Below are 18,735 nucleotides of genomic sequence, written 5' to 3' on the forward strand. Positions count from 1 at the left end.
ATTTTTTCTTTGTTATACTATGGTTAGTCAAAAAAATAACACACGTAACTGCAGCGGAACGGAACAGTTACGAAACTCATCAGATAAGAGGAAACTGCATTGAATACACCACAGAAGATTGAATTTTTACTGAAAAAGCTGGCACAGATCCTGCTGTCCATGCTGGTGCTGTCTATATTAGTGTTTTTTATTGCCCGTCTTTCCCCCGGGGACCCTTTAAAATCCTACTACGGGGAGAGTGTGGAGCGGATGAGTGAGAGCCAGAAGGATAAAGCCAGGGAGCGTCTTGGCCTCAATGAACCTATGACGGTACAATACATACGCTGGGTGGAAAATGCCCTGCACGGGGACTTCGGGATCTCCTATAAGTATAAACAGGATGTGGGGGCAGTCATAGAGAAAGTTTATGCCAATACCCTTATACTGGGAGGCTTATCCTATGTACTCACCTTCCTTTTTGCTGTACTTTTGGGTATCTTCTGTGCGATGCGGGAAAATACCCTGATCGACAGGTGCATCTGTAAAATCGGGACCGTGACGAACTGTATCCCATCCTTTTTTGTTGCACTTGTACTGATCCTCATCTTCGGTGTGAACCTGGCTGTGCTGCCCACCAGCGGTGCCTATGCCCTGGGAGGGGAACATTCCCTGGGAGACAGGCTGGTGCATCTGATTCTGCCGGTGACGGTTATGGTGTTATCCCATCTGTGGTATTACACTTATATGGTAAGAAATAAACTTTTGGAGGAGATCCGTGAAGATTATGTACTTCTGTGTAAGGTAAAAGGCATGGGGAAATGCCGCATCATGTTCACCCACTGCCTGAGGAAGATCCTGCCTTCCCTGATCAGCATCATGGCAATTTCCGTTCCCCACATAATCGGGGGGACCTATATCGCGGAGAGTGTCTTTTCTTATCCGGGACTTGGGACTTTGAGTATGGAAAGTGCTCAATACCATGACTATAACATGCTGATGGTTTTAAGCCTTATAACAGGTTTTGCGGTCATTGCAGCCAATGTGGCAGGCCAGATCATCAGCGAATGGATCGATCCCAGAATGAAACAGGAAAGAGGGGAAAAGACAGCATGAAAAAGAAAAAATTCCCTATTTTCTCCTTAGTGATCTTGGGTCTTATCATCCTGGGATGCCTGTTTGGCAAAGTCCTGGCAACAGGAGATCCCTTCTATATGAACCTGACGGAAGTCAGTCTGCCACCCGGCAGTGCCCATTATTTCGGCACAGATACCATGGGGAGGGATATTTATTCCATGATATGGGAGGGCGGAAGAGTTTCCCTTTATATCGGACTCCTGGCAACTGTGATATCCTCTGTGACAGCCATTGTGTACGGCTGCATCAGCGGTCTTGTGCCGGACTGGCTGGACGATCTGCTCATGCGTTTCACAGAGATCATTTTAAGTATCCCCTCCATACTGCTTGTGATCTTTCTGCAGGCGCTTCTGGGGGAAGCTACAGCTACCAGCATAGCTGTAGTGATTGGACTGACAAGCTGGATGAACATTTCCAAGGTGGTCAGAAGTGAGGTACGGCAGATACGGAGCAGTGATTTCGTACTGGCGTCCAGGCTGGCAGGAGGAAAGTTTTTTTACATACTGCGCAGGCATTTGTTTCCCAATTTTATCTCCTCCACCATGTTTATGATCGTCACCAATGTAAGTGCGGCGATCGGAACAGAGGCTACTCTCAGTTTTCTGGGGATCGGCCTTCCCATGGAGATCATTTCCTGGGGAAGTATGATGTCTCTTTCACAGAAAGCGCTGTTGTCCAATTCCTGGTGGATCATCCTGATTCCGGGAATCTTCCTGGTGACAACCCTTGTATGCATCACCAATGTGGGCGAGTACATCCGCCTTAGAAATAACAGAGAACACAGCAATCTATAAAACAGCCGCTGCCGGTCATCCGGCGGCTTGGCAATAAAAGCAAAGGAGAACAGACATGAAGAAAAAAATACTGACATTACTTTTGGCGGCGTCTATGACCGCCGCACTGCTGGCAGGCTGCGGAAGCGGAGACGGTAAGGAAAAAGGGGACACCAAGACAGAGGCATCAGATAAGGAACAGGATGGAAAGACTCTTGTTTACGGAAGCGGTGATTATACAAACATCAATCCTGCGCTCTATGAACATGGAGAGATCAACTCTCTGATCTTTGCAGGACTGACCGCTCATGATGCGGAGGACAAAGTAGTGCCTGCCCTTGCAGAGAGCTGGGAGTGGGATGAAGCTTCCAAGACCTATACCTTTTATCTTAGAAAAGATGTAAAATTCCATGACGGCGAGACCTTTACATCTGCGGATGTGAAGTTTACGCTGGATACCATCATGAATCCTGACAATGCCTCTGAGATCGCATCCAATTATGAGGATATCACCAGCATTGAGACACCGGACGACAGCACGGTGAAAATCACCCTGACAGCACCTAATGTAGCCATGCTGGATTACCTTACCATCGGTATCCTGCCCAAACATCTTCTGGAGGGAAAAGACATTGTGACAGATGATTTCAACCGGAATCCGGTGGGCTGCGGTCCCTACAAACTGGTTTCCTGGGATGAAGGGCAGAGTATCACCCTTGAGAAATTCGACGACTTTTATCTGGGAGCGCCTAAGATTGACAAGGTAGTCTTCAAAATTGTGGAGGATACCCAGGCAAGAGCCCTTCAGTTAAAATCCGGAGAGCTGGATTTGGCACAGATAACCCCAAAAGACGCAGAGCAGTTTGAAAATGCGGACGGATTTGTTGTGGATATTATGAAAACGGCAGATTACAGAGGGATCCTTTATAATTTCGGAAGCGAATTCTTTGGAAAACACAGAGAGCTGCCCAATATCTTAAGCTATGCCATTGACCGTCAGTCTATTGTGGACAGCGTGCTTTTGGGTCATGGCGAGACGGCATACTCTCCGCTGCAGATGGGACCGTACAACAATCCTGACATTGAAAAATATGAGTACAACCCGGAAAAGGCAAAACAGCTTTTGGAAGAGAATGGCTGGACCATGGGCAGTGACGGCTATTATGAAAAAGACGGGGAGCAGCTTGCGTTTACCATCTCCAACGGGCAGGGAGACCAGGTTCGTATTGATATGTCAAATATCTGTGCCCAGAATTTCCAGGACATTGGTGTAAACTGCAAAGTGGAAGTGGTGGCAGAGACAGACTGGGCAAACCAGGATGCATACCTGATTGGATGGGGAAGCCCCTTTGACCCGGATGACCACACCTATAAAGTGTTCGGCACGGATAAAGGCGCCAACTACAGCAGTTATTCCAATGCGAAAGTGGATGAACTTCTGCAGCAGGCCAGAGAACTGGAGACACAGGAAGAGAGACTTCCGCTGTACAAGGAATTTCAGACGGAACTGTCCAAAGACCTTCCTTATACCTTTATCGCATATATTGATGCCATGTATGTTTCCAAGGACAACATTACCGGACTGACAAAGGATACCGTTCTTGGACATCACGGCGTGGGCATCTTCTGGAACATTTATGACTGGGACATCACGGAATAAATAAAAGAGAGAGATTATTATGGAGACATTATTGGAAATCCGCGGCCTGTCCGTTACCTTTCAGGACAAGGAGGGGACCCGGGCTGCAAGGCAGGTAAACCTCCGTCTTGATAAGGGCGAGATGGCAGCACTTGTAGGGGAATCCGGTTCGGGAAAAACCGTACTGTGCAAAACCATATTACAACTGCTCGGGGAGAAGACACGCGTGGAAAACGGTGAGATTTTGTACCGGGGCAGCAATATTTTAGAATATACGGAAAAGCAGATGCAGAAATTCCGCGGCAAGGAAATTTCCATGGTGTTCCAGGACCCTTACCTGTCCCTTAACCCCACGATTTCCATCGGAAAACAGATCATGGAGACCATTCTCCTTCATGAAAAGCTATCCAAAAAAGAGGCAAAAGCCAGAACGCTGGAACTTTTAGAACTCACCGGGTTTGACCATTGTGAAAAGCGCTTCTCCCAGTATCCCCACCAGTTTTCCGGCGGTATGCGGCAGAGGGCGGCCATTGCCATAGCCCTTGCCTGCAGACCGGGTCTTTTGCTGGCAGATGAGCCTACCACTGCATTGGATGTGGATACCCAGCAGCAGATCATGGAGCTTTTGGCAAAGATAAGAAAAGAGACAGGGGTTGCCATCCTGTTTATCACCCACGACCTGGGGCTGGTGGAAAATGTGGCGGACAGGGTTTATGTGATGTATCAGGGTGAAATCGTGGAGAGCGGCAGTGTCAGCGATATTTTTCAGCATGCACAGAATTCTTATACCATAAAACTGCTGGGATACCGGAATTACGGGAAAGGCATTGGGCATACCCATGGAAAGATACATTTCCACAACGGGACACCTCATACCCACGGGGGTACCCATGACCATATGCATCCCCGTCTGGAGGGGGATATTTCCCATCCGGTCACAAAAGTAGAGGAGAAGTCGGTCCGGGATGATCAGGTGGTGTTGGTTCAGGAGCCGGAACCGGAAAAACTTATGGAGATCCAGCACTTATCCAAAAATTTCCGGTTGGACAGACATACGGTATCCCGTGTTCTTGATGATTTTTCCCTGGATATATACAGAGGCGAGATCGTGGGGGTGGCAGGTCCTTCCGGCTGTGGAAAATCCACCCTTGCAAGATGTATCGTGGGCCTTTATGAGCCGGACGGGGGACAAATTCTCTATCATGGGGATACTGCCCGTATTTATCGAAGACAGATGATCTTCCAGGATAGTTCCTCTGCCTTTAATCCACATATGACGCTGGAGGAGATCATCGGGGAACCGCTTCGGATACAAAAACTGTGCAAAGGCAGACAGGAACTGCGCAGCCAGGTATATTCCTTAATGGAACAAGTGGAGCTGGACCCTGCCCTTGCCGGGCGTCACCCTTACGACGTGTCAGGAGGACAGCGGCAGAGGGCAGCCATTGCCAGGGCATTGTCTGTGGAACCGGAGTTTATTGTGGCGGATGAGCCTATTTCATCCCTGGATATTTCCATTCAGGCACAGATCATGCATCTGTTCAAAAAGCTGCAGGAGAAACATCATCTGACCATTATGCTGATCGCCCATGACCTTCCTATGGTCATGCACGTCAGCGACAGGATCATTATGATGGAACAGGGAACATAACATATTGGGAAGCTGTTACAAAAATCAGGCGATTTTGTGACAGCTTTTTTAAATATAAAAAAGATGGGATATTCACCTTGAACTTTCAGTTTTTAACGTCTATAATTTATTAAACGACAGGAATCGGGGAATCTGTCGAATAGGGGAAAAAGGACATAGGAATTGAAGGGAAAAATGAAAAAAATCAAAGCGTACATATCTGAAACCCGTTTATGGGTTTTCTTGGCAGTGGTGCTGATGATCATCATTGCTGTTGTTGTTATCTTCAAAAAGGCGGAAAATGCCGAAGAAACTCCTTATGAAAAAAACAGAAAGACCGTAGCTGCGCTGGAAAAAGCAGATATCTCGGAGACGGAAAATGCTCTAAAAGATCTGGAAGGCCAGGATGAACAAAGCGGCAGCCGGAAAGAAGTGCGGGATACGGTAGAGTTAAAAAGAGCGTTTCAAAATGCGGTAATACTGGGGGATTCCTTTTCCGAATCCATAGTGGAATACGGGTTTCTGGATACCGATGTGGTTCTCTACAAAAGGGGGCTCAGTGTAGGCCAGGCAGATGACCTGGTGGATACTGCGGTCTTACTGCGCCCAACTGCAGTGTTCTTTGTTTTCGGAACCAATGATATGGAAATCTGTGAGGGGGACAGCCAAAAGTTCATTGAAGCATACAGGCGGCAGATCGCACGGCTGAAAGCAGGGCTTCCGGATGCGGCTGTCTACATCAACAGTATTCTTCCGGCAACGAAAGAGGCAGTAAAAGAGACCCCCAGTTATGCGTACTGCGGGCAGTTTAATGAGGCGCTCCAGGCCATGTGCCAGGAGGACGGGTACACCTACGTGGACTGTTCGTTTCTGATAGAAGGCAAAGACGGAATATATGAGCCAGACGGCATCCATGTGATCAAGAGTTATTATCCGGCATGGCTGTCCTATCTGGCGGATACGGCAGGATTATAAAATGAAGATAAAATTGGTGAAAGCGGGAACCCTTGTGTTTTTGGCGCTTTACCTTGGCTTTTTATGCACAAGGGGCTGGGCAAAGGACATTCCCATAGATGAAATAGCAGCTAAGATGGAGCAGGACGAGACCATTACCACCATGGAGAAATGCGGAGCAAGGGAGCTTCGCAGGTTCTATGGACTGGAGGCAAAAAATCTGGAAGGATATTTCTTTTATAAGGCGGAATCTCCCATGTCTGTGGATGAGTTTCTGGTTGTAAAAGCAGACAGCCCTCAAGGAGCGGAAGAGGTACTGGACAGGGCAGAAGTACATCTGGAGGAGCAGAAGAAGAGTTTTGAGGGATATGGGGTGTCCCAGACGGCCCTTCTGTCAGAGGCTGCAGTGGAGACAAGGGGCAGTTATGTGCTGTATGCATCGGGGAAGTATGCGCAGCAGTGGAAAAAGGAATTTTTAGATTTGATCAGATAGTGGACAGGTCAAGACGGAGACTTTGGGCCGCGTGAAGAAATTTCCGGGCGGTGTCTGGATAGGGGAGAGTATATATGTTGCTGAACAGTTTGTTTTTTATATTTGCATTTTTACCGGTAGTACTGCTGATATACTACCTGCTGCCTGCTGCAGGGAGAAACCTTTTCCTTGTGGCGGCCAGCCTGGTTTTTTATGCCTGGGGAGACCCGGTTTATCTTGTTCTGCTGATATTTTCAGCAGTTTTCCACTATATCATGGGACTGCAGATCCAAAACGCGGTACAGGACAAACGGCACCGGAAAATGGACCTTATATTTGCCGCAGCAGTAGATGTGTTTCTGCTCTGCTTTTTTAAATATTTTGGACCGGCAGCAGGGATGGTAAACAGCCTTCTGCATACACAGATCGCTGTCAGAGAGCTGGCGCTTCCCATTGGGCTGTCATTTTATACGTTTAAAAATATATCTTACCTTTTTGATATCTATTACGGCAGATTGGAAGCGGAGAAAAAATTTACGGATTTTGCTGCCTATGCAGTGTTTTTCCCTGTCATGACCGCCGGTCCTATTGTGCGTTATAAGGATATGAAGGAACAGATGAAAAAAAGAAGGGTGAATGCCCTGCAGCTTGGTTATGGTGCCAGGAGATTTATTCTGGGGCTGGCAAAAAAAGTGCTGCTGGCTGACACACTGGCTTCTTTATATGGAGACATCAGTGCCCGGGCGGGAGATATCACTGTGCTCACTGCGTGGATTGGCATGTTTGCCTTTACTTTGGAAATTTATTTTGATTTTTCCGGTTACTCTGATATGGCCATCGGAATCAGCAGGATGCTGGGATTTACCGTTAAGGAGAACTTTGACTATCCGTATACCTCAAAGAGTATCACAGAATTCTGGAGGAGGTGGCATGTTTCTCTGGGAAGCTGGTTCCGGGATTACATCTATATCCCTCTGGGCGGCAATCGGGTGGGAAGGGGAAAACATATCCGTAACATCCTCATTGTGTGGTGTCTCACAGGGATGTGGCATGGGGCGTCCATGAATTTCCCGGTATGGGGGCTTTACTATGGGGTTTTGCTGATTGCAGAAAAATATTTGCTGGGCAGCAGACTGGAAAAACTGCCCGCATGGATGTCCAGGATCTATACCATGCTCTTTGTTATGGTGGGCTGGATGCTGTTCTCGCACAACTCACTGGGGGAAGCAGGAATTTATCTGAAACGGCTGGTGGGAATGGGAGCTTCGGGATTTGCCGATGGGACTACATGGTATTATCTGAAGACGAATCTGCTGATCTTTCTTTTGTGTATACCGGCCTGCGGACCCGGACTATACCGATTTGTGGAGAGCCGGTTTCAAAATTCGACAGTGGGTTCTGCGGTGCTTTATGGAGTATTATTCCTTTTGGGTACAGCCTGTCTTGTCTACAGCTCTTACCATCCGTTTTTATATCTGCGTTTTTAATGTAACGGTCTGCTTTGTGAGAACCGTGATCTTTCAGTGACAATTTGAGAAATTCCGCGTGTGTGATGCAGCGGAAGAACGGAGTAATACATGAATGAAAAAAATAAAACTTTACACAGGAGGGCTGCAATTATAACCGGCTGGGTTTTTACAGCAGTCATTGCCTTTTTCTTTCTGGGAAGCCTGATCGCAAAAGACAGGACTTTTTCTGAGAAAGAAAACCGAATGTTGGAAAAAGCACCCGTGATAAATGCAGGACAGATCGTATCCGGCAGATATGAGGAGAAATTTGAGACTTATTTCAGTGACCAGTTTCTGCTGCGGGATATGTGGATCGAGATAAAAGCCGGGGTTGACCGTCTGACCGGAAAAGTGGAGTCCAACGGAGTATTTCTGGGAAAGGACGGATATCTGATCGAAGGTTTCACAGAGCCGGATGAAAAAAATCTGAAGGAAACCTGTAAAGCTATGGGAGATTTCGCTGCTGAACATAAAGATATAAAACAGTATGCCATGGTAGTGCCAAATGCGGTGGAAATTCTCTCTGACAAGCTGCCTGCATTTGCCCCGGCTGCAGATCAGGGAAAGTATCTGGATGCCCTTGGAAAAAATTTGGAGGGGCAGGGAATCACATTTTTGGACATGCGCGGTGTCCTGGAAAAGAACAGAGAGAAAAAATTGTATTACAGAACAGACCACCACTGGACCACGGAAGCTGCGTACCTGGCGTTTTTGGAGGCCGGGGAGACGATGGACTATAAAGGGACAGAGGTAAAGTTTGAGGCACTGCCTGTTACGGGAGAGTTTCAGGGTACATTGTCCGCAAAGAGCGGCTTTCGTTCAGGGGAGAAGGAGGAACTGGAAGTATATCTTCCAAAAGACGGTACGGTTTCCTCTGTTGTCAATTATGTGGAGGAGCAGAAAAAAACAGCCAGTTTTTATGATACGGAAAAACTGGATACAAGAGACGGATATGCCTGCTTTCTGGGCGGCAACCATCCGCTCATCCGCATAGAGACACCGACACAGTCAGAAAAGAAGCTTTTAGTTCTGAAGGATTCCTATGCCAACTGTTATCTGCCCTTTCTGGCGTCCCAGTACAGGAAGATCGTAGTGGTGGACCCAAGGTATTATTACGGGGATCTGGAGGAGCTGATGCAGGTGGAGGAAATACAGGAAGTCTTATATCTGTACAATGCGAATACGTTCTTTTCCGACACTTCTTTACAGATGGTTCTCAAAGGCGGCTGAGAATCTTTTTCGTCTCTGTTTTCAGGCCACTGTACCGGGAAGCGTTTTCATGCCGGAAGCATGAAAATCCCGAGGCAGCCAGCGCGATATGGGGCAGAATGCTCCATATCTGTGCATCGCGAAGCGTGTTACCGGAATGGAGTGAACAGTAACCTTTCTTCCCTTTCATGGACAGGAGATACGTTCAAATATAGGGTTTTAGCAGATATAGCTTTCAGTTATGATTTACATACTATTTAGTTATAACGCTTTAAATGCATTGACAAAAATTTGAATAGTTGATAGAATTACAAGAAAAGTTAAGCTGTTCCGTGAAAACGGGAGAGCATGGGAGAAGGTGCTGTATGAACAAAAGAATTTTATCTATTCTGGTTGAAAATACGGCCGGTGTTCTGAGCCGGGTCTCCGGCCTGTTCAGCCGACGCGGTTATAATATCGACAGTCTTTCCGTAGGCATTACAACGGATCCGAATTATTCCCGTATGACCGTCGTCTGCAGCGGGGATGAACTGATTCTGGAACAGATCACCAAGCAGGTGGAAAAGCTTGAAGATGTACTCACAGTAAAGGTATTGAAGGATGGACAGAGTGTCAACAGAGAACTGATTCTGGTGAAGGTCCGTGTGGAGCCGGAGCAGAGACCGGGTATTTCTTCTATAGTGGATATTTTCCGTGCCAATATTATTGATGTGGGCAAGGAATCCATGATTATCGAGCTTACCGGTACCAAGTCAAAACTGGAAGCGTTTATTGACCTGCTGGAAGGCTATGAGATTCTGGAGCTGGCAAGAACGGGTATCACCGGACTTTCCAGAGGTATTGATGATGTCTTCTACTTGGAGGAAGACGAAGAGTAATTTTACATACGTTAGCTAGAGAATGATTTTTTATTCCCTAAGATAAAACAATATGCTAGGAGGAAATTAAAATGGCAGTAAAGATTTATTATCAGGAAGATTGCAACATGGCACTTTTGGAAGGCAAGAAAGTTGCGATCATCGGTTACGGCAGCCAGGGACATGCACATGCTCTGAACTTAAAAGAATCAGGTGTGGATGTTATTGTCGGACTTTATGAAGGCAGCAAATCCTGGGCAAAAGCAGAGGCACAGGGATTAAAAGTTTATACAGCAGCAGAAGCTGCAAAACAGGCTGATGTCATCATGATTCTGATCAACGATGAGAAACAGGCAGCTATGTACAAAAATGACGTTGAGCCGAACTTGGAAGAGGGCAATATGCTCATGTTCGCACACGGCTTTGCTATCCATTTCGGACAGATCAAACCGCCGGCAAACATCGACGTTACCATGATCGCTCCGAAAGGACCGGGTCATACCGTAAGAAGTGAATATCAGGTAGGAAAAGGTGTTCCGTGTCTGGTAGCTGTACAGCAGGATTACACAGGAAAAGCAAAAGACAGAGCATTGGCTTACGCTGCAGCACTGGGCGGAGCAAGAGCAGGTGTTCTGGAGACTACTTTCAAAGTTGAGACTGAGACAGACCTGTTCGGTGAGCAGGCAGTTCTCTGCGGCGGTGTATGTGCACTGATGAAAGCCGGATTCGAGACATTAGTGGAAGCAGGCTATGCACCGGAGAATGCTTACTTTGAATGTATCCATGAGATGAAATTGATCGTTGACCTGATTTACGAAAGCGGATTCCAGGGCATGCGTTATTCTATCTCCAATACTGCTGAGTATGGCGACTACATCACCGGACCTAAGATCATCACAGATGAAACAAAGAAAGCCATGAAGAAAGTCCTGTCCGATATCCAGGATGGTACTTTTGCAAAAGACTGGATTTCCGAGAACCAGACAGGCTGCATGCACTTCGGCGCTATGAGAAGAAGAGAAACAGAGCATCAGTTAGAGGAAGTCGGAGCAGAGCTGCGTAAATTATACAGCTGGAACGATACAGGCAAACTGATCGAGAACTAAAAAAGGTCCGCCGGGAACAGGAGAATTCCTTTTCCCGGCGGTTTTGTATGAACAGGCTTTGACAGCCGTTTACGGCCGCTTACTGTTGTAAAAATCAATAAAATCTTTTACTGCTGTGGTCTGCTGCAGGTTATCCAGGAAAGCGAAGCCGATATTCCGCTTGTGGATGGGGAAAGGAAGAGGGATTTCCACTAGGGTTTTGTCGTTCAGCTCTTTTTCCACGAACTGGCGGATGACGCAGGCCACGCCCAAACCAATCTTGGCAAATTCGATCAACAGATCCATGGTGGATACTTCCAGCAGATTGTTTGTCTCAATGTGATGCATGGAGAGGTAGTCATCTATATACTGCCGGGTCATATTTTCCTTGTCCAGCAGCATTAAGGTGGCTGTGTGGAAGATATCGTCCTTGTGGTTGGTGCGCAGGGAGAGATTATCCAGATAGGAACTGGTGCTGACGAAAATATCCTCTATCTCTCCAAGGGAATCAAAATGGATATGGTGAAGCCGCTCCGGCTCCCCGATAAGACCCAGGTCGATCTTATTTTCCTTCAAAAGCTGCAGAGTGTGGTTGGTGGACTGACATTCAATGGTGATCTTTACGTGAGGGTGCAGTTTGATAAACTCCTGCAGATAAGGCAGCAGCATGTATTTGCAGAGTGTGGTGCTGACACCGATATGTAAATGTCCGATTCCTAGGTCATTTATTTTTTTAATGCGGGATTCCCCCATCTGCAGGGAATAGAACGCTTTCTGCACATAGTCGTAGAGGATCTCACCTTCTTCCGTGAGCTGGACACCTCTGGAGTTTCTGGAAAATAAAGTGACATCCAGGCTCTGCTCCAGCTTGCGGATAGATTTACTGATGGCCGGCTGGCTGATGTAGAGCTGCTCGGCGGCTTTGGAAATATTACCTGCGTTGGCTACTGTATAGAAAACGCGGTACAGGGATAAGTTTTGCTCCATTGTAAAACCTCATTTCTGTTTTGGCATTTGGCTCCAAATATTGTTTCGGTCTTCTCTGTGACCGGTAACTATATAAATTGGAGTTATGGTAGATATATTTAATATGTATTTCTATTATAACAAAAGATATGCTATGATAGCAATAGATGAAATCAAGGTAACTGTGAAACTACGGAACAGTTACAAATTAAGAGATCAAGGAGGAATACCCATGGGAATGACAATGACACAGAAAATTCTGGCTGCAGCAGCCGGTCTTGACAAAGTGGAAGCCGGACAGTTGATAGAGGCTGATCTTGATTTGGTACTGGGTAATGATATTACATCTCCTGTAGCAATTCACGAGATGGATAAAATGACTGTTAAGAACGTATTTGATAAAGATAAAATTGCGCTGGTTATGGACCACTTTATTCCGAATAAGGATATCAAATCAGCAGAACACTGCAAATGCGTGCGTGAATTTGCATGTAAGAATGAGATCACCAATTATTTTGATGTTGGTGAGATGGGCATAGAACATGCACTGCTTCCTGAAAAAGGTCTGACAGTGGCAGGGGATGTAGTGATCGGAGCAGACTCCCATACATGTACTTATGGCGCGCTGGGTGCTTTCTCCACAGGTGTGGGAAGTACAGATATGGCGGCAGGCATGGCTACAGGAAAAGCATGGTTTAAAGTGCCGTCAGCCATCCGTTTCCATATAGTGGGCAAACCAGCCAAATGGGTCAGCGGAAAAGATGTGATCTTACATATCATCGGTATGATCGGCGTGGATGGCGCTCTCTACAAATCCATGGAATTTGTGGGAGAAGGCATCAAAAACCTGAGCATGGATGACCGCTTCACCATCGCTAACATGGCGATCGAAGCAGGCGGAAAGAACGGAATTTTCCCGGTTGATGAGCTGACTGAGGAATATATGAAAGAACATTCCAAACGTCCGTATAAAGTTTATGAGGCAGATGTGGATGCGGTTTACGATGAAGAATATACCATTGATCTGAGCCAGCTGAAACCGACCATCGCATTCCCGCATTTGCCGGAAAATACAAAGACAATGGATGAGATCGCAGAGGATGTTGTGATTGACCAGTCTGTGATCGGTTCCTGTACCAACGGCAGAATTGAAGACCTTCGCTGTGCAGCAGAGATTTTAAACGGCCGAAAGGTGAAAAAAGGCGTGCGCTGCATCATCATTCCGGCAACGCAGAATATCTATCTGCAGGCAATGGAGGAAGGGCTTTTGAAGATCTTTATTGAAGCAGGTGCTGTTGTCAGCACACCTACCTGCGGACCATGCCTGGGCGGATACATGGGGATCCTGGCAGAGGGAGAACGTTGCATCTCCACTACAAACAGAAACTTTGTGGGACGTATGGGACACGTGGATTCTGAAGTGTATCTGGCAAGCCCGGCTATAGCTGCGGCAAGTGCGGTAACCGGTAAAATTTCCGTACCGGAAGAACTTGGATTATAGGAGGGAAGGAAGACATGAAAGCAAACGGAACAGTTTTTAAATACGGCGACAATGTAGATACGGATGTCATCATTCCGGCAAGATATCTGAATTCTTCTGATCCGGCAGAATTGGCACAGCATTGTATGGAAGACATTGACAAGGAATTTGTGAATAAAGTAAATAAAGGCGATATCATTGTGGCAAACAAGAACTTCGGCTGCGGTTCTTCCCGTGAACACGCACCCATCGCTATCAAGGCAGCAGGTGTAAGCTGTGTCATTGCTGAGACATTTGCCCGAATTTTCTACCGCAACTCCATCAATATCGGTCTGCCTATCATTGAATGTCCGGAAGCGGCACAGAATATCGAGGCAGGTGACGAAGTGGAAGTGGACTTCGACAGCGGGATCATTACCAATAAGACCAAGGGAACCAGCTTCCAAGGCCAGGCATTCCCTGAATTCATGCAGAAGATCATTAAGGCTGAAGGTCTGATCAACTATATTAACAGCCAGCAGTAAGAGGCTGGTTAAAGAACGGTTCATTTTGCGGAAAAAGAGCAGAATGGGCCGTTTTTTGTCCGCTGACGTCCTGGCTTTTTGAATGACAGACGACAGACAAGGTTCGCGCTCAGGATACTGCGGGTTTTAGTTTGACGGAAATCAGGTGTCAGGTTGTTATATTAGCGGAAATTTGATATTATTTTATATAGATTTATAGATTTATAGATTTATAGATTTATAGATTTATAGATTCATGGATTTATGGATTTCTAGCTTTCTAGCTTTTTAGATTTCTAGTTTTCTAGCTTTCTGCTGTTTGATTTCGGCAGTTCTGCATGTATCAGGTATGGGATCTTATGAGTGAGATAAATCTCAGGGGTGCGTTTACGGGCGGCTGACAGACACATCCAAACGCTGCAGGGGAAAGGGATCACGAATATGAAAAAACAGACAAAATTTTATAATTCTCCGGATACTCCAAAACCTAATCGGCCCATACATATGGGGGCAGTAGGTATTATAAGAAATAGCGAAAAGGTGCTTCTGGAACGCCGGGCAGATTCTGAAAGATGGGCTTTCATCGGCGGCGGATTGAAGATGGAAGAATCACTGGAAGAGTGTGTACAAAGAGAAGTCAGAGAAGAGACGGGCCTGATCGCGGAAGATTTAAAACTACTGGATATATTTTCTTATCCCTACAGAATAGCAGCTTACCCTGACGGAAATATTGTGCGTATTATCACAGCGGTATATGAGGTTTTCGTAAAGGATTTAAAGGAGTTGAAATGCAGTGAAGAGTCCAGAGAACTGCGCTTTTTTGGAAGGAATGAGTTGTCTGATCTGACTATTGCAGAGACGCATCAGGATATTTTATTGTATTATATCAAGCATTTTAATGACTGATTTGGTCTCGGAATGGAATTAGCTTAGCTTTTAAAGATAGGTATTTAATTTTATCCGGTATGTGGGATTGGTAATATCAATATATTGACTGTATATGAAAAAATATGTTTCATCCGTATAATAAATATTGACAAGACGATATAGAATGTGACATAATACCTCAAATACCAATCCCTCATAACCTTATATAAAAGTATCACAATATAATATCTCATATTATAAAACCTCACCTTAACTTAGAACTATAATTTAATAATATAGATGATTTTTGGCGCCCAAAAACTGAGCGCTTCTTTGTGATGTCATAAATTATAGAACAATAAAGCGAATACAACCGAATAAAATGATAATTTGTAGTATTTTGTAGAAATCATTACAAATCCTCATAAATGTTTTATGATAATGAATTATAACACGAAAGAGGAGGAGCTTTATGAACACAGAAATTGAGCTCATTAGAAAATTTAATATTACATCCCGATACAAGGGATATTATCTTTTGCCAGAGGCAATCCAGATTGCCAAAGAGAATTACGGATGTTGTCTTAAAATAACGAAAGACATCTATCCGGTACTTGCCCAGCGGCATGGTATCCCGTATAAGAGGGTGGAGAGAAACATACGGACTGTAATTGAAAAGTGCTGGGAAAATAACCGGGCGTTTATGGAAGAGATTGCCGGAAAAGAATTGGAGATTTGCCCGAGTAATGGTCAGTTTTTTGATTTTGTAGCTTATTGGATACTCAAGAACGATGCCACTGGGAAAGATAAATTTGTATAAACTGATTGCTCAGGTGTCAGTATAATGTGTTATTCCCCCGCTTCCATCAGTCAGAAATATAGACATTGGGCGGGGGATGCTTGTATCAGGAGATGAGCTGCACCCGGATAAGGAATGGTCGTAATTATGAGATTCTAGACAAACAGAGTATAGGGGCATGAGTATATATTTGTAGAGAAGCAAAATAATAATATGCATAGTATTGCTGTTATATCGCTTGTTGTTGCGTAATGATTACCATAATTGCTATCTGTTATAAAGAAATTATAGCAATCGGATTAAGATGCAGGGGGCCTGATGTGGAAACAATTGAAATTCTAAGATAAAAAATCAGAATGAAGATAAAATGGAAATAGTCATGATGAATATGCATTTTACAATGTTTAATGAGCAGATAAGAAATTGTAAAAAATGTAAAATATTAACAAAAATACTTGAATAATATGGAATATAGTGTTAATATTATTACATAAAAAGTGAGCTATTACAAAAACGAAATAATTGTAATCTGTTATAATACGATCATTTTAAAAAATTGCGTTCAGATAACATACATGCTCAGTGAAAGGCAGGGGATAAAGGCACTAGCTACAGAATAGGGATCAGAGGTAAAAAGATAAGAGTATTATTTTATATAGTTTAAAATGGTTTTATTTAACATTAAGAGGGATAAAAAGACAGTGAAAGGAGAGTGAAAGAAAGTAAGGAACGTATATTTTTCAATAATAATAGAGAGAGAGGGTGATTTGATGGGAAACAGTGACAACTTTAGAAAAGGTGTAATGGAGTTATTGCTTCTTAAAATCATATCTGAAGGAGATTGCTATGGTTACCAGATTTCCCAGACTATGAAGAAGTTATCTGATGGAGTGATAGTAGTGGCTGAAGGGTCTATGTATACTGCGCTTAATAAATTAGAAAAGAAAGGATGTGTATCCGACTATAGACGCAGGGTGGGAGACCGTCCGGAACGCATATATTATCATTTAGAGGATGCGGGTAAGGAAGAATTGAATAGATTGTTGATGGATTATGCTGAATTTGCAGAGGCGGTAAAGGTTGTCTTGGCTTATACAGGTGAAGAAAAAAAATTGGAGCAAAGGGATATTATTTAATATGGCGTCATTACAAAGGAATAATTGTGCGCAAAAGTACTATAAAATATTACGAGAATTATTTTTGAATATCAATTATATGGACGGAAAATTTTTGAAGGATTTTAGGTTTAATTTGTTTCAATACGTCAAAGAACATCCGGGATGTACATACGAGGGATTGATTGAAGAGTTTGGATCACCAGAAGAGACCTTTTGCGAGTATGTTGGATCAAAAGATGAAGATTATCTTATATCCTGTATTAATAAAAAACATTTCAGGGGTTGGATGAAAGTTGGGATAATAGTTGCTTGCATTTGCAGTTGTCTTATTTGGGGCTTGTTTTATTATAGAATATATAAAGAGAGTACAAACGCTACAATTAACAAAAAAATAATTTTTGTCGAGGAGGAAAATATTAATGAGTAAAATTAAAAAGGTTTTAGGAATTATGCTAGGTGTAATGTTGCTTTGTTCACAAGCACTTTTGGTTTCCGCAGCACCCGTGGATACTGTTAACGTGGAAAGACAGTATTTAGAAAATGGTGATTATATAGAAACCGTCATTTCTGAATATCCAATTGCATCATATGCTAGTAATTCAAAATCAGGTTCAAAAACATCGACATATTATAATAGCGATGATGTTGCTTTATGGTATGTAAAAGTAACAGGATCGTTTACATACACAGGCAGTAGTGTGAGGTGTACTGGTGCTTCTGTATCTGCAGATTCTTATAGTAGTTATTGGGGGATTTCTAATCGTTCTTCAAGCTATAGCGGTAATATTGCAACAGCCAAAGCGACAGGGACACATTATTTTGGAAATGCAGTTGTTGAAAGAGTAAATGAGACTGTCAATCTTTCTTGCAGTGTTAATGGTTCTTTATATTAGAACAGATAAAGAGATAGGGTAGTTGAGAAAATTCTCAACTACCCTATTATTATATTCAGTCTACCGGGGAAATCATAGGATTATTCCTGCGTCTGAAGAAAATTGAATGGCGGTAATTATTGTCACACAAAGTTCTTTAGTAGCTGCGTGCTGCCAGCGAATCATCCGGTTACAGGGTGGGAAGCTTACAGGAGAAGCCAGGTAAGCTATTCGTTCGTTAGTAGTTAAAAGTTAACCGGAATATAAAATTCGGGCAATCCCGTAGAATAAGGCGCTATATCATACTGCTGATAATAGATGACTATCATTCCTGGCTGTATATAAAAACTATTCACGTTAAAGGTATCTTGCAGAAGCGCTCTATAATCTTCAAAATATATACCTGGATTTGCTTTTAGTCTTTCTGCGACCTGTTCCTCCATAGATTTTTGAAGCTGATACAAGGAGACGGGGGTAAGAGGATAGAAGTCTGTGAGACGTAATGATTTTCCTGTGTTAAAGTCCCAGGTGTCGGAAGTGCGTATTGTTTGGCCGTGCGCCCCGCCCGCATAGGTATATGTATCCATATATAAACTGACGATGCATCCTGCATTATAAGTGATCTGATAAACAACATCAAGAGTGTAAATGGGAAATGGCCGGGGGCTTTGGGGGTATTCTGCGTCTGCTGCTGCCTGTGTGTAGAGCACTTTCCTGCCGTATTCTTCGGTCTTCTGTGCCAGTTGGGTATAATGTTGGTTTATGGATTCACTGGCATCATCACTGCATGTTGTGGTAAAGGAAGGATAATTGATCTTATATGTGAATACCGGTATCTCTTTATAGTACATGGTATCGGTTAAGGTATTTGTAGTGATTGTCTGCATCGT

At 44.3% G+C, this 18,735-nt stretch carries 18 protein-coding genes; 16 read left to right on the forward strand and 2 right to left on the reverse strand.

The window, feature by feature from the left end; all coding sequences use genetic code 11:
- Positions 1 to 99: 99 nt before the first annotated feature.
- From CI595_RS22570 to ilvC, 10 genes are all read left to right on the forward strand, one after another.
- A complete protein-coding gene (locus CI595_RS22570) occupies positions 100 to 1,092 on the forward strand; it encodes an ABC transporter permease (RefSeq protein ID WP_095175869.1) in 993 nt (330 codons plus the stop codon).
- The gene (locus tag CI595_RS22575) at positions 1,089 to 1,907 is read left to right on the forward strand and encodes an ABC transporter permease (protein ID WP_095175870.1); all 819 of its coding nucleotides are present in this window, start codon (positions 1,089 to 1,091) and stop codon (positions 1,905 to 1,907) included. The genes CI595_RS22570 and CI595_RS22575 overlap by 4 nt, the downstream gene beginning before the upstream one ends.
- A gap of 55 nt (positions 1,908 to 1,962) precedes the next feature.
- On the forward strand, positions 1,963 to 3,546 hold the full coding sequence (locus CI595_RS22580; RefSeq protein WP_095175871.1) for an ABC transporter substrate-binding protein: 1,584 nt from the start codon (positions 1,963 to 1,965) through the stop codon (positions 3,544 to 3,546).
- Between the two features lie 19 nt (positions 3,547 to 3,565).
- The gene (gene nikE, locus CI595_RS22585) at positions 3,566 to 5,176 is read left to right on the forward strand and encodes a nickel ABC transporter ATP-binding protein NikE (protein ID WP_095175872.1); all 1,611 of its coding nucleotides are present in this window, start codon (positions 3,566 to 3,568) and stop codon (positions 5,174 to 5,176) included.
- 174 nt (positions 5,177 to 5,350) lie between these two features.
- Entirely contained in the window at positions 5,351 to 6,130 is a 780-nt protein-coding gene (locus CI595_RS22590; protein ID WP_095175873.1) for a GDSL-type esterase/lipase family protein, read from the forward strand.
- Position 6,131: 1 nt separating this feature from the next.
- Positions 6,132 to 6,602 carry a DUF4358 domain-containing protein gene (locus tag CI595_RS22595; protein ID WP_095175874.1) on the forward strand — a complete coding sequence of 157 codons (471 nt, stop codon included), beginning with the start codon at positions 6,132 to 6,134 and terminating at the stop codon, positions 6,600 to 6,602.
- A gap of 74 nt (positions 6,603 to 6,676) precedes the next feature.
- On the forward strand, positions 6,677 to 8,068 hold the full coding sequence (locus CI595_RS22600; protein WP_095175875.1) for an MBOAT family O-acyltransferase: 1,392 nt from the start codon (positions 6,677 to 6,679) through the stop codon (positions 8,066 to 8,068).
- A gap of 90 nt (positions 8,069 to 8,158) precedes the next feature.
- Positions 8,159 to 9,319, forward strand: coding sequence for a DHHW family protein (locus CI595_RS22605; protein ID WP_095175876.1), 1,161 nt, complete (start codon positions 8,159 to 8,161; stop codon positions 9,317 to 9,319).
- A 344-nt stretch (positions 9,320 to 9,663) separates the two neighbouring features.
- Positions 9,664 to 10,176 carry an acetolactate synthase small subunit gene (gene ilvN, locus CI595_RS22610; protein ID WP_095175877.1) on the forward strand — a complete coding sequence of 171 codons (513 nt, stop codon included), beginning with the start codon at positions 9,664 to 9,666 and terminating at the stop codon, positions 10,174 to 10,176.
- A 71-nt stretch (positions 10,177 to 10,247) separates the two neighbouring features.
- Positions 10,248 to 11,261 carry a ketol-acid reductoisomerase gene (gene ilvC / locus CI595_RS22615; RefSeq protein WP_095175878.1) on the forward strand — a complete coding sequence of 338 codons (1,014 nt, stop codon included), beginning with the start codon at positions 10,248 to 10,250 and terminating at the stop codon, positions 11,259 to 11,261.
- Between the two features lie 69 nt (positions 11,262 to 11,330).
- On the opposite strand, the gene CI595_RS22620 is transcribed toward ilvC, so the two are convergent.
- Positions 11,331 to 12,227 (reverse strand): LysR family transcriptional regulator, encoded by an 897-nt coding sequence (locus CI595_RS22620; protein ID WP_095175879.1) that lies wholly within the window; start codon positions 12,225 to 12,227, stop codon positions 11,331 to 11,333.
- 211 nt (positions 12,228 to 12,438) lie between these two features.
- Between CI595_RS22620 and leuC the strand changes: the two genes are divergently transcribed.
- The 6 genes from leuC (at position 12,439) to CI595_RS22655 (ending at position 17,866) form a co-directional block, all read left to right on the forward strand.
- Complete coding sequence (leuC, locus tag CI595_RS22625) at positions 12,439 to 13,707, forward strand: 3-isopropylmalate dehydratase large subunit (RefSeq protein ID WP_095175880.1); 1,269 nt, start codon at positions 12,439 to 12,441, stop codon at positions 13,705 to 13,707.
- Positions 13,708 to 13,721: 14 nt separating this feature from the next.
- The gene (gene leuD / locus CI595_RS22630; protein WP_095175881.1) at positions 13,722 to 14,210 is read left to right on the forward strand and encodes a 3-isopropylmalate dehydratase small subunit; all 489 of its coding nucleotides are present in this window, start codon (positions 13,722 to 13,724) and stop codon (positions 14,208 to 14,210) included.
- 420 nt (positions 14,211 to 14,630) lie between these two features.
- Positions 14,631 to 15,095, forward strand: a complete 465-nt coding sequence (locus tag CI595_RS22635; RefSeq protein ID WP_095175882.1) for an NUDIX domain-containing protein — start codon at positions 14,631 to 14,633, stop codon at positions 15,093 to 15,095.
- Positions 15,096 to 15,528: 433 nt separating this feature from the next.
- Positions 15,529 to 15,876, forward strand: coding sequence for a sporulation initiation factor Spo0A C-terminal domain-containing protein (locus CI595_RS22640; protein ID WP_095175883.1), 348 nt, complete (start codon positions 15,529 to 15,531; stop codon positions 15,874 to 15,876).
- Between the two features lie 749 nt (positions 15,877 to 16,625).
- Positions 16,626 to 16,991, forward strand: coding sequence for a PadR family transcriptional regulator (locus CI595_RS22645; RefSeq protein WP_095175884.1), 366 nt, complete (start codon positions 16,626 to 16,628; stop codon positions 16,989 to 16,991).
- Positions 16,992 to 17,392: 401 nt separating this feature from the next.
- The gene (locus CI595_RS22655) at positions 17,393 to 17,866 is read left to right on the forward strand and encodes a hypothetical protein (RefSeq protein ID WP_095175886.1); all 474 of its coding nucleotides are present in this window, start codon (positions 17,393 to 17,395) and stop codon (positions 17,864 to 17,866) included.
- Between the two features lie 224 nt (positions 17,867 to 18,090).
- On the opposite strand, the gene CI595_RS22660 is transcribed toward CI595_RS22655, so the two are convergent.
- Positions 18,091 to 18,732, reverse strand: coding sequence for a DUF3298 and DUF4163 domain-containing protein (locus tag CI595_RS22660; protein ID WP_095175887.1), 642 nt, complete (start codon positions 18,730 to 18,732; stop codon positions 18,091 to 18,093).
- Positions 18,733 to 18,735 lie beyond the last annotated feature (3 nt).

The organism is Blautia hominis, assembly GCA_002270465.1.
GTDB classification, from domain to species: domain Bacteria; phylum Bacillota; class Clostridia; order Lachnospirales; family Lachnospiraceae; genus Blautia; species Blautia hominis.